This is a genomic window from Hydrogenophaga sp. FW305-3-2-15-A-LB1, assembly GCF_058787875.1.
In genome coordinates this window covers 18,732-29,836 of sequence record NZ_JBYTAE010000081.1, presented here as the reverse complement: position 1 = coordinate 29,836, position 11,105 = coordinate 18,732, and the positions used below count along the sequence as shown (strand labels likewise).

Here is an 11,105-nt window from a genome sequence, read left to right as displayed (position 1 = left end):
GGGGGGCCTGGTCTGTGCGGGCGGGGGGGTGGGGACGAGCACGCGCATCGGCAACAGTGGGGCCAGCGTGGGCGTGGGGGTGGGCACCAGCACGGTGATCCACGATCCGCACGACCGCAACTGAGCGCCGCGAAAAGCATCAGAAAAAAAGCCCACCGGTGCGAACCGGTGGGCTTTTTTGCTGGGTGCCAGGGAAGGGCTTACTTCAGCGTGATGGTCACGTCGATGTTGCCGCGGGTGGCGTTGGAGTAGGGGCACACCTTGTGGGCGGTGTCCACCAGGTCCTGGGCCACGGCACGGTCCACGCCGGGCAGGCTCACGGCCAGGCGCGCGGCGATGCCGAAGCCGGCGGGGATCGGGCCGATGTCCACTTCGGCGTCGATGGAGGCGTCGGCGGGCACGGCCACTTTCTTCATGCCGGCGACGTGCTTGAGCGCGCCCATGAAGCAGGCGGAGTAACCAGCGGCGAAGAGCTGTTCGGGGTTGGTGGCGTTGCCGGCGCCGCCCATGGCCTTGGGCGGGGAGAGCTTGACGTCGAGCAGGCCGTCGTCGCTGCGCGAGGCGCCGTCGCGGCCGCCGGTGGTGTGGGCGCGGGCGGTGTAGAGAACTTTGTCGAGGGAGGTGGGCATGGTGTGGCTCCTGAGGTTGAAGGGCTTCGGGTGGAAGCTGGGGGTGGGTGAAAGGGAATGATCAGGCGGTGAGGCGGTCGCGCAGGGTTTGCACCTGCTGCGTGAGCGCCATCACTTCGGACACGTCGCATTGCGTGGCTTGCAGCACGCAGCCGGGGATGCGCGCGGCGCGGGCCTTGAGTTTGCGGCCGGCGGCGGTGAGGCGGATGAGCACGCGGCGTTCGTCCTGCACGTCGCGCAGGCGGGTCACGAGGTCGGCGGTTTCGAGCCGCTTGAGCAGGGGGGTGAGGGTGCCGGAGTCGAGGTAGAGGCGGTCACCGAGTTCGGAGACGGTGACGCCGTCGTTTTCCCACAGCACGAGCATGGCGAGGTATTGGGGGTAGGTGAGGCCCATCTCTTCGAGCAGGGGCTTGTAGAGCTTGGTCATCGCCAGCGAGGCGGAGTAGAGCGCGAAGCACAACTGGTGGTCGAGCTTGAGGGCTTGGTCGCTGGGGAGGCTTTCGGTCTTCATGGGGTGGTACTGTATGGGTTGTTTGTATTGTGTGCAATTTAATTTTGAGCAACCATTTTGGGGTTGGGGGCTTTCATTGGGGTGACATGGTGCGAGGGTGGCTGGCGTGGGTGCGCGTTCTCCGGCCCTGCTCGCGGGTGTCTGCGCGGGCGCGCCCGCACCGCTTCGTCAACAAGGCGACTGGTGCGCACTTTCTGTGGCAACCGCGAATGGGGGCCTGCGCCCGCGCACCCACGCCATCCACCCCAGCGAGGTGCCGGCACACCAGCCTTGGTGCGCCTACTTGGTTTGCAGGACGGTGGCGGTGTCCGCGGGCGCAGGCCCCCATTCGCGGTTGCCCTCGCGCTGGATGACTGCATGCGGTGTTGACGAGAGGGTGGTGGCGAACCCAGGCAGACGCCCGCGAGCAGGGCCGGAGAACGCGGGCACCGCCACCGGCCCCCGCGAGGTCTCAAACAGAAACAGGACTCAGGCCATCAAAGGCTCACCCTGCATCTCCTCGATCTGCTCCACCAGCATGTCCACCTGTCCCTGCCAATAGTCCCGGCTGCCGAACCAGGGAAAGTTGATCGGAAAAGCGGGATCGTCCCACCGCCGAGCGACCCAGGCGCTGTAGTGGATCAGGCGCAAAGTCCGCAGAGGCTCGATCAGCGCCAACTCACGGCGATCGAACGGCCGGAACTGTTCATAGCCGTCCACCAGCGCCCCCAGCTGCTGCATCTGCTGACGCCGATCGCCCGACAGCAACATCCACAGATCCTGCACCGCCGGCCCCATGCGCGCATCGTCCAGGTCCACGAAATGCGGCCCCGCGCCCGGCTGGCCCTCGGGCGTCCAGAGAATGTTGCCCGGGTGGCAATCCCCGTGCAGGCGGATGCGCTGAATGCCGTCCTCGTCCACCACCGCGCCCGCCCGCAGCACCGGGTGCGCCTCGATCAGGGCCAGCGCCTCCTCCAGCGCAGAAGCCCAGGCACCACGCACCTCGGGCGCGATCGCCGCATGCGCCACCAGCCAGTCGCGCGGCTCGTGCGCGAAGGCCGCGGCATCCAGCGCCGGGCGCACCGCAAACGGCCGCTGCGCGCCCACGGTGTGGATGCGGGCGAGAAAACGGCCGATCCACTCCAGCACCTCGAAATTGTCGAGCTCGGGCCGGCGCCCACCCCGGCGCGGGCTCACCGCGAACGTGAAGCCGCCGAAGTGGTGCAGCGTCTCGCCCTGCACGCGCAGCGGCGGCACCGCCGGAATCTCGGCCGCCACCAGCTCCTCGGCAAAAGCATGCTCCTCGGCGATCTGCGCATCGCTCCAGCGCCCGGGCCGGTAGAACTTCGCCACCACCTGATCCACCCCCTCCACCGGCGCCTCCAGATGGATCTGGTACACGCGGTTCTCGAAACTGTTGAGCGCGCTCAGGCGCCCGTCCCCCCACAGGCCGATGTGGGCCAGCGCGTCCTGCACCACGTCGGGTGTGAGGGTGCTGTAGGGGTGGCTGCTGCTGTCGTTGTTGGAAATCATGCGCGATTGTCGCTGCTGGCCATGAGGCCAAAGGGGCTCACCTATGATCGGCGCATGTCGAAACACAAGGCGAATGCGCGGCCCACGCCCACGCTGCAAGAGCAGCTGCCCGAACTGCGGCCCGGCCAGTCCGTCGCGCTGCTCCAGGAACTGCACATCCTCACGCGCGAGGGCAAGCTCAACCAGGATACGCGGCGCAAGCTCAAACAGGTGTATCACCTCGTGCAGTTCATCGAGCCCCTGCTGGCCGAGGTGCTGGCCGCGCGCGGCGACGTGACGTTGGCCGACCACGGCGCGGGCAAGTCCTACCTCGGCTTCATCCTGTACGACCTGTTCTTCAAGGACAAGCCGGTGGGCCGCGTGACCGGCGTGGAAACCCGCGCCGAGCTGGTGGAGAAATCGCAGGCCCTGGCCGCGCGCCTGGGCTTCGAGCGCATGGACTTTCTCGCCACCACCGTGCAACAGGCGCTCACCCACCCGGCGCTGCCGCCCACGGTCGATGTGGTGACCGCGCTGCACGCCTGCGACACCGCGACCGACGACGCGATCCAGTTCGGCCTGGCCAAGCAGGCCAGCCACATGGTGCTGGTGCCGTGCTGCCAGGCCGAGGTGGCCGGCGTGATGCGCAAGCACAAGGCGCTGAGCCTGTCGCGCACACCGCTGGCCGAGCTCTGGCGCCACCCGCTGCACACGCGCGAGTTCGGCAGCCAGATCACCAACGTGCTGCGCTGCCTGCAGCTCGAAGCCCAGGGTTACAGCGTGACCGTCACCGAGCTGGTGGGGTGGGAACACTCGCTCAAGAACGAATTGATTCTGGCCCGTAGAATGGGCTCGGACCGCCATGGCACGCAGGAGCGCGCCAGGCAGCGTTTGCAGCAGGTGCTCGACGAGCTTCACCTGCAAGAGCTCACGCAGCGTTTCGCGGCTTGACCGCTTCTCGCCTTCTCACCAGGCATCCCTGTTGCCGTGTTCGCGGCGCTCCGTTCAGCTTTCGCTGATGGCCGGACGTCTTGATGTTTTCAGCGCGTGTCCTACACGCGTGGCGGCATTCGTTCATCAAACTCTCGCCGAGGAGTTTTACCCATGCTTACCGATTACAGTTTTCTGCTCCAGTCCATTGCCTGGCCCCTGGTGTTGCTGCTCGCCTGGTTCATTGCCGAGCGCGCGCACGAGGTCTGGCACATCCCGCGCGTCACCAGCTACGTGGCGGTGGGGCTGGTCGGCGGGCTGGTCAACCTGCCCGGCCTGACCACCGACGTGCCGGGCCTGCCCTTCCTGGCCAACGTGGCGCTCTCGCTGGTGCTGTTCGAGCTGGGCTACCGCATCAACCTGCGCTGGTTCCGCCACAACCCCTGGGTGCTGGTGCTCGGCGTGGTCGAGTCCATCGTCACCTTCGCGGTGATGTACTGGGTCACTGGCTGGTTCGACCTCGCCACGGACCTGCGCCTCATCATCGCGGCGCTGTCGATTTCGGCCTCGCCGGCTGGCATCGTGCGCGTGGCCAACGAGCTGCGCAGCGCCGGCCAGGTGACCGAGCGCGTGCTGCACCTGTGCGCCATCAACTGCATGGTCTCCGTGCTCGCGCTCAAGCTGGTGGTGGGTTACTGGTACCTCAGCACCTCGGGAGACCTGGTGCTTGCGGCCTTCGGCAGCATCCACCAGGTGGGCACCTCGGTGGCCGTGGGTGGCCTGCTCGGCGTGGCCGTGCCCTGGCTGCTGCGCCTGCGCAACACGCACGAGCGCGGCGTCACCGTGGTGTTCGCGCTGTCGGTGCTGCTGCTCACCACCGCGGCCTATGGCCTCAAGCTCTCGCCGCTGCTGGCCGCGCTCACCTTCGGTATCGTGGCGCGCGAGCGCCGCGTGCACCTGACCAACGCGCAGCGCGACTTCGGCACCGCCGGCGACCTGCTGTCGATCTTCCTCTTCGTCTACATCGCCTCGCTGCTCGACTGGGCCGACGTGGGCACCGGCATGCTGCTGGGCCTGCTGCTCATCCTCGTGCGCACGGCCTCCAAGGTCGGCTGCAACCTCGTGGCCGCGCGGCTCTCGGGCATCACCGAGCGCAAGGGCCTGCTCACCGGCCTGGCGCTCACGCCCATGTCGGCCTTCGCCATCCTGCTGATCGAGCAGAGCCGCCTGTATGGTTTCGCACCCGCGGTGGAGGTGCTCTCGGTCATGGCCGGCATGATGCTGCTGCAGGAATTGCTCGGCCCGGTGGTCACGCAGCGCGCGCTGCTGGCCGCGCATGAAACCCACGTCACGAAAGGTTGAGCCATGCCTTTGGAAGCCTTCAAATCCTCCGACTCGCTGACCATGGGCGTCGAGCTCGAACTGCAGCTCGTCAACACCTACGACCTCGATCTGTCCAGCAGCGCCAACGACCTGCTGGAGCTGCTGCGGCGCAAGCCGTTCCCGGGCGTGGTCACGCCCGAAATGACGCAGAGCATGATCGAGATCGCGACCGACGTGCAGCGCGAACACGGCCCCCTGCTCGCGCAGCTGCAGCAGATCCGCGACACCCTGGTGAGCGCGGGCGACCGGCTCAACATCGAGCTCTCGGGCGGCGGCACGCACCCGTTCCAGCGCTGGTTCGAGCAGCGCATCTTCTCCAAGCCGCGCTTCGAGCAGCTTTCGGGCCTGTACGGTTACCTCGCCAAGCAGTTCACCGTGTTCGGCCAGCACGTGCACATCGGCTGCGCCAGCGCCGACGAGGCGCTGTTCCTGCTGCACTCGCTCAACCGCTACGTGCCGCACTTCATCGCGCTGTCGGCCTCGTCGCCGTTCTCGCAGGGCGTGGACACGCTGTTCGATTCGGCGCGCCTGAACTCGGTGTTCGCCTTCCCGCTCAGTGGGCGCGCGCCCTTCGTGCTGAGCTGGGAGGAGTTCACCAACGTCTACTTCACCAAGATGGAGAGCACGGGCGTGGTCAAATCCATGAAGGACTTCTACTGGGACATCCGGCCCAAGCCCGAGTACGGCACCATCGAACTGCGCGTGTGCGACACGCCCCTGACGGTGGAGCGCGCGGCGGGGCTGGCGTGTTACCTGCAGGCGCTGTGCCGCCACCTGCTGGAGCGGCGCGAGCTGCCGCCGGAAGAAGACGATTACCTGGTCTACACCTACAACCGTTTCCAGGCCTGCCGCTTCGGCCTGGACGGCATGATGGTCAACCCCAAGACGCGCGAGCAGATCAGCATCCGCGAGGACATCCTCGCCACGCTGCGCCACCTCACGCCCCATGGCGTGGCGCTGAATTCGCTCGCGGCGCTGGACGAGATCGAGCGCACGGCCGGCCGTGTGGGCAACCACGCGACCTACCTGCGCAACCAGTTCAAGGAAAGTGGCAGCGTGCAGTCGGTGGTGCGCGCCAGCGTGGAGGCGCTGCGCGGCCCCCGTTCGTGATGCAGTTCACGAACCGCCTGTAGGGACAACGCACGCTCTGTCAGCGAAGTTCCTACAGCGCGAATGGCGGGGCGCCGACTTAACGTTCCAGGGGGGCGCCGGTACAGTTTGTTTCATCGACAGCCCATTTGTCACCGTTCAAACCCACCCCAGGGAGCCCCCCATGTCCACCACCGCCACCCGCCTCAACCCCTTCGTCCTGATGCTCGATCCGGAAGCCGTGATCAGCGCCATGGAGACCAGCGCCAACCTGCGCGGCATCCGCAGCCGCATCTGCCGCCCGCTGGACAAGCCCCTGATTCCCAAGATCTTCGACACCGCCGCCCGCGAGTTCGACGCCGTGATCGAAGCCGAAGACTTCATCGACACCGGCAGCGAGCTGTACAGCGACGCCCAGCCTGCGCTGCGCGCCGTCCACTGAGGTCTACTTGGCAAACCTTTTGCGCGTGAGCGCGAGGGCGAGCCAGAAGGCGCCTACCGTGTAGGCGAGCAGCACCCCGCCGTGCAGCCAGGCCTGCGTGGGCCACTGGTCCATGAACAGGGGCCGCACCAGCTCCACCGCATTGGTCAGTGGCAGCCAGTCCGAGATCTGCCGCACCACCCCGGGCAACTGCTCGCGCGGAAAGAACACCCCCGAGAGAAACATCATGGGGGTCAGGAACAGGGTGAAGTAGTAGGTGAAGAAGTCATAGCCCTTGGCCAGGGCGTTGAACACCAGGGCGATGCACGAGAACGTGATACCCACCCCCAGCAGCACCGGCCAGGCCAGCAGCAGCTTGGGGGAATGGCTGATGCCCAGCGCGAGCATCACGCCCAGGATGGCCGTCACCGTGAACAGGGCCTTGAAGCCCGCCCACAGCATTTCCGCCAGCACCACGTCGTCCAGGCTCACCGGCGCGTTCATGATGCCGTCCCAGGTCTTCTGCACGTGCATGCGCGAGAAGGCCGAGTACAGCGCCTCGAAGCTGGCCGCGTTCATCGCGCTCATGCAGATGCTGCCGCTGGCCAGGAACAGGATGTAGGGCACGGCCACGCTGCCGCCTTGCGGCGTGCCCAGGTTGACCTGGCCCACCAGCGCGCCCATGCCGTAGCCGAAGGCGACCAGCCACATCAGCGGCTCGGCGATGTTGCCCACCAGGCTGGGGATGGCGAGCTTGCGCCAGACCAGCAGGTTGCGCAGGAAGACGGGCCACCAGCGCATGGACAGGCGCGGTGGGGACCAGGGGGAGGGGGTGTGGGTGGTGCTCATGGGTCAGCCGTCCTCGCGGATCTGGCGACCCGTGAGCTTGAGAAAGAGGTCTTCCAGGTTGGCAGGCCGGTGCAGGGTGCGCAGGTGGTGGTGCTCGCCGAGCGCGGCCAGCAGCGGCAGGGCCTGCGCGGTGTAGAAGAACACGGTCTCGCCGCTCACCTCCACGCGCGCGGCGAGCGCGCGCAGGGCGGCGTGCGCCTCGCCATGGGCCAGCGCCAGCGCGCCGTTGCCGTAGACCTCCACCACGTCGGGCTCCAGGTGCTGGGCGATCAGTTCGCGCGGCCGGCCCTCGGCGATCTTGCGACCGTGGTCCAGCACCAGTAGGCGCGAGCACAGGCGCTCGGCCTCGTCCATGAAGTGCGTGGTCAGTAGGATGCTCTTGCCTTGCTGCAGCAGCATCTGCAGGCGCTCCCACATCAGGTGGCGCGCCTGTGGGTCCAGGCCGGTGGTGGGCTCGTCGAGCATCAGCAGGCGCGGGTCGTTGACCAGCGCGCGCGCCAGCGAGAGGCGCCGTTTCATGCCACCCGAGAGTTCGCCCGGCTTGGCGTTGGCCTTGTGCGAGAGCGCGGCGAACTCCAGCAGCCTGGGGATGCGTTCGCGGACGGTGGCCGCCGGCAGCCCGAAGTAGCGGCCGTACACCAGCAGGTTCTCGGCGCAGTCGAAGTCCGGGTCCAGGGTGTCCATCTGGCTCACCACGCCCAGCTGGGCCTTGATGGCCAACGCGTCGCGCGGCATGTCCTGGCCGAAGGCGGTGATGGTGCCGGCGTCGGGCGCGGTCAGGCCCAGGCACATGCGGATGGTGGTGGTCTTGCCGGCGCCGTTGGGCCCGATCACGCCCAGGCATTCACCGGGGCCGATGGCAAAACTCAGGTCGTTCACCACGGTGCTGTCGCCATAGCGTTTGACGAGGTGTTGGCATTCGAACAGGGCGTCTTTCATGTGCCGGCATTGTGCCCGCTCGCACCGTAGCGCCTGGGGCCGGCCCCTACAATGCGGGGCTGCCCGCCAGGGTCTTGTCCCCGCCACCGTCCTGCCCACCCATGTCATTCGCCGTTGCCCTGCAATACGTTTTCCCGAAGCGCGCACTCACTGTGTTTGGGGGCTGGGTGGCCAACGGCCGCTGGGGGGGCATCACGCAGTGGATCATCCGCCGCTTCATCCGCAAGTACGGCGTGAACATGGCGGAGGCCGCGAACCCCGACCCACAGGCCTACGCCAGCTTCAATCAGTTCTTCACCCGCGCGCTGCGCGCCGATGCCCGCCCGCTGGCCGATGCGGCCTTTGTCTGTCCGGTGGATGGCGCCATCAGCCAGTTCGGCGCGATCGCGCGCGACCAGATCTACCAGGCCAAGGGCCACACCTACAGCACGCGCGCGCTGGTGGGCGGTGACGCCGCCCTGGCCGCCCAGTTCGACGACGGCGCCTTCGCCACCATCTACCTCAGCCCGCGCGACTACCACCGCATCCACATGCCGGCGGCGGCCACGCTGCGCCGCATGATCCACGTGCCGGGCGACCTGTTCTCGGTCAACCCGGCCACGGCCCAGGGCGTGCCCGGCCTGTTCGCGCGCAACGAGCGCGTGGTGTGCGTGTTCGACCTGCAGGTGGGCGAGACCACCGTGCCCTTCGTGCAGGTGCTGGTGGGCGCGACCATCGTGGGCAGCATGGCCACCACCTGGCACGGCGTGGTGAACCCGCCGCGCCCGGGCACGGTGCGCGAGTGGTCCTACAACGACCAGCCGCTGCACCTGCAGCGCGGCGAGGAAATGGGCCGCTTCCTGCTCGGCTCCACCGTGGTGCTGCTGTGGCCGCGCGACACGATCGCCTTCAACCCCGACTGGGCACCCGGCAACGCCGTGCGCCTGGGCGAGGCCATGGGCCAGTCCCTCTGAACATTTCCCTTTCTTTCTTCCGGAGCTTCACATGACCACGCTGGGCACCCCTTTGTCTCCTTCGGCCACCCGGGTCATGCTGCTGGGTTCGGGCGAGCTCGGCAAGGAGGTGCTGATCGCGCTGCAGCGCCTGGGCGTGGAGACCATCGCGGTGGACCGCTACGAGAACGCCCCGGGCCAGCAGGTGGCGCACCATGCGCGCACCATCACCATGAGCGACCCGGCGCAGCTCAAGGCGCTGATCGAGGCCGAGCGCCCGCACCTGGTGGTGCCCGAGATCGAGGCCATCGCCACGCCCATGCTGCAGGAGCTTGAAGCCGCTGGCGTGGTGCGCGTGATCCCCACCGCCCGCGCCGCGCGCCTGACCATGGACCGCGAAGGCATCCGCCGCCTGGCCGCCGAGACCCTGGGCCTGCCCACCAGCCCCTACAAGTTCTGCGATTCGCTCGACGAGCTGCAGGCCGCCATCGACAGCGGCATCGGCTACCCCTGCATCGTCAAGCCGGTGATGAGCAGCAGCGGCAAGGGCCAGAGCAAGATCGACGGCCCCGCCGACGTGAAGACCGCGTGGGACTGCGCCATGTCGGGCGGGCGCGTCGGCCCGGGCCGCATCATCGTGGAAGGCTTCATCGACTTCGACTACGAGATCACCCAGCTCACCGTGCGCGCGCGCGGCGCCGACGGCGGCATCGAGACGCACTTCTGCGACCCGATCGGCCACGTGCAGGTGAGCGGCGACTACGTGGAGAGCTGGCAGCCGCACCCCATGACGCCCAAGGCGCTGGCCGAGTCGCGCCGCATCGCCCAGGCCGTGACCGACGACCTCGGCGGCCAGGGCCTGTTCGGCGTGGAGCTGTTCGTCAAGGGCGACCAGGTCTGGTTCAGCGAGGTCAGCCCGCGCCCGCACGACACCGGCATGGTCACCATGATCACCCAGTGGCAGAACGAGTTCGAGCTGCACGCGCGCGCCATCCTGGGCCTGCCGGTCTCCACCACGCTCAAGAGCCCGGGTGCCAGCGCCGTCATCTACGGCGGCGTCGAGGCCACGGGCATCGCCTTCGACGGCGTGGACGAGGCCCTGCAGGTGCCGCAGACCGAGCTGCGCCTGTTCGGCAAGCCCGAGAGCTTCACCAAGCGCCGCATGGGCGTGGCGCTGGCGTTCGACGCCGACGTGGAGCGCGCCCGCACCCAGGCCAAGCTGGCGGCCTCGAAGGTCCGGCCGCGCAAGGCCTGAACCCTGGCCCGAAGTTTTTTTGCATCCGGCTGCATCCAAAACGCCGGTTGGCGAGTAGTGGAAGCAGTGGCGCCGTTTTTGCGCTGCTGCCCACAACCCCAACCCCGAGGAGTTTTGCCATGCTGTTCAAATCCACCCTGGCCGCCGCAGCGGTGCTTGCCATGACCGCCTGCGCTTCCCACATGGGCTCGCCCGCCATGATGTATTCGCAGGCCAGCCTGCCCGACGCCGTGAAGGTGCCGGCCGGCCACAAGGTCGCCTGGGAAACCGTGGGCGTCGGCCAGATCACCTACGAGTGCAAGGTCAAGGCCAACATGCCTGGCCAGCACGAATGGGTGTTCGGCGGCCCCGACGCCAAGCTGCTGGACCGCAGCGGCAAGCAGGTCGGCAAGTACTACGGCCCGCCCGCCACCTGGGAAGCCATGGACGGCTCCAAGTTCACCGCCACCCAGGTCGCCGTGGCGCCCAACGGCGACGCGAACATCCCCCTGCAGCTTGTGAAGGCCAACCCCGCCATGGGCATGGGCGCCCTGAATGGCGTGACCTACACCCAGCGCGTGGCGACCAAGGGCGGCATCGCACCGACCTCCGCCTGCGGTGCCGCCAACGTGGGCGCCAAGCAGGTCGTGCAGTACCAGGCCGACTACATCTTCTACAAGGCATCCTGAGCGGGCGG

General features: G+C 67.9%; 12 protein-coding genes. 7 read left to right on the top strand and 5 right to left on the bottom strand.

Annotation, left to right across the window (positions count from 1 at the left end; translation table 11 throughout):
- Positions 1 to 200: 200 nt before the first annotated feature.
- The 3 genes from AC3WPZ_RS22125 to AC3WPZ_RS22115 form a co-directional block, all read right to left on the bottom strand.
- A complete protein-coding gene (locus tag AC3WPZ_RS22125; RefSeq protein ID WP_382321998.1) occupies positions 201 to 629 on the bottom strand; it encodes an organic hydroperoxide resistance protein in 429 nt (142 codons plus the stop codon).
- A gap of 61 nt (positions 630 to 690) precedes the next feature.
- Positions 691 to 1,140 carry a MarR family winged helix-turn-helix transcriptional regulator gene (locus tag AC3WPZ_RS22120; protein ID WP_382321996.1) on the bottom strand — a complete coding sequence of 150 codons (450 nt, stop codon included), beginning with the start codon at positions 1,138 to 1,140 and terminating at the stop codon, positions 691 to 693.
- Positions 1,141 to 1,608: 468 nt separating this feature from the next.
- On the bottom strand, positions 1,609 to 2,652 hold the full coding sequence (locus tag AC3WPZ_RS22115; RefSeq protein ID WP_492434048.1) for a serine/threonine protein kinase: 1,044 nt from the start codon (positions 2,650 to 2,652) through the stop codon (positions 1,609 to 1,611).
- A gap of 54 nt (positions 2,653 to 2,706) precedes the next feature.
- Between AC3WPZ_RS22115 and AC3WPZ_RS22110 the strand changes: the two genes are divergently transcribed.
- From AC3WPZ_RS22110 to AC3WPZ_RS22095, 4 genes are all read left to right on the top strand, one after another.
- Complete coding sequence (locus tag AC3WPZ_RS22110; RefSeq protein WP_382154041.1) at positions 2,707 to 3,582, top strand: class I SAM-dependent methyltransferase; 876 nt, start codon at positions 2,707 to 2,709, stop codon at positions 3,580 to 3,582.
- A 153-nt stretch (positions 3,583 to 3,735) separates the two neighbouring features.
- The gene (locus AC3WPZ_RS22105) at positions 3,736 to 4,923 is read left to right on the top strand and encodes a cation:proton antiporter (RefSeq protein ID WP_444687455.1); all 1,188 of its coding nucleotides are present in this window, start codon (positions 3,736 to 3,738) and stop codon (positions 4,921 to 4,923) included.
- 3 nt (positions 4,924 to 4,926) lie between these two features.
- Complete coding sequence (locus AC3WPZ_RS22100; RefSeq protein WP_291121182.1) at positions 4,927 to 6,054, top strand: YbdK family carboxylate-amine ligase; 1,128 nt, start codon at positions 4,927 to 4,929, stop codon at positions 6,052 to 6,054.
- Positions 6,055 to 6,217: 163 nt separating this feature from the next.
- Entirely contained in the window at positions 6,218 to 6,475 is a 258-nt protein-coding gene (locus tag AC3WPZ_RS22095) for a hypothetical protein (RefSeq protein WP_382154047.1), read from the top strand.
- 3 nt (positions 6,476 to 6,478) lie between these two features.
- On the opposite strand, the gene AC3WPZ_RS22090 is transcribed toward AC3WPZ_RS22095, so the two are convergent.
- Together AC3WPZ_RS22090 and AC3WPZ_RS22085 are read right to left on the bottom strand one after the other, a co-directional pair.
- The gene (locus AC3WPZ_RS22090) at positions 6,479 to 7,303 is read right to left on the bottom strand and encodes an ABC transporter permease (protein ID WP_382321988.1); all 825 of its coding nucleotides are present in this window, start codon (positions 7,301 to 7,303) and stop codon (positions 6,479 to 6,481) included.
- 3 nt (positions 7,304 to 7,306) lie between these two features.
- On the bottom strand, positions 7,307 to 8,242 hold the full coding sequence (locus AC3WPZ_RS22085; protein WP_492441555.1) for an ATP-binding cassette domain-containing protein: 936 nt from the start codon (positions 8,240 to 8,242) through the stop codon (positions 7,307 to 7,309).
- A 101-nt stretch (positions 8,243 to 8,343) separates the two neighbouring features.
- Here AC3WPZ_RS22085 and asd point away from each other — a divergent pair, with 101 nt between their 5' ends.
- From asd to AC3WPZ_RS22070, 3 genes are all read left to right on the top strand, one after another.
- Positions 8,344 to 9,195, top strand: a complete 852-nt coding sequence (asd, locus tag AC3WPZ_RS22080) for an archaetidylserine decarboxylase (protein WP_492441553.1) — start codon at positions 8,344 to 8,346, stop codon at positions 9,193 to 9,195.
- A gap of 31 nt (positions 9,196 to 9,226) precedes the next feature.
- Positions 9,227 to 10,429 carry a formate-dependent phosphoribosylglycinamide formyltransferase gene (gene purT, locus AC3WPZ_RS22075; RefSeq protein ID WP_444687452.1) on the top strand — a complete coding sequence of 401 codons (1,203 nt, stop codon included), beginning with the start codon at positions 9,227 to 9,229 and terminating at the stop codon, positions 10,427 to 10,429.
- 119 nt (positions 10,430 to 10,548) lie between these two features.
- Complete coding sequence (locus tag AC3WPZ_RS22070; protein WP_382321982.1) at positions 10,549 to 11,097, top strand: DUF3455 domain-containing protein; 549 nt, start codon at positions 10,549 to 10,551, stop codon at positions 11,095 to 11,097.
- Positions 11,098 to 11,105 lie beyond the last annotated feature (8 nt).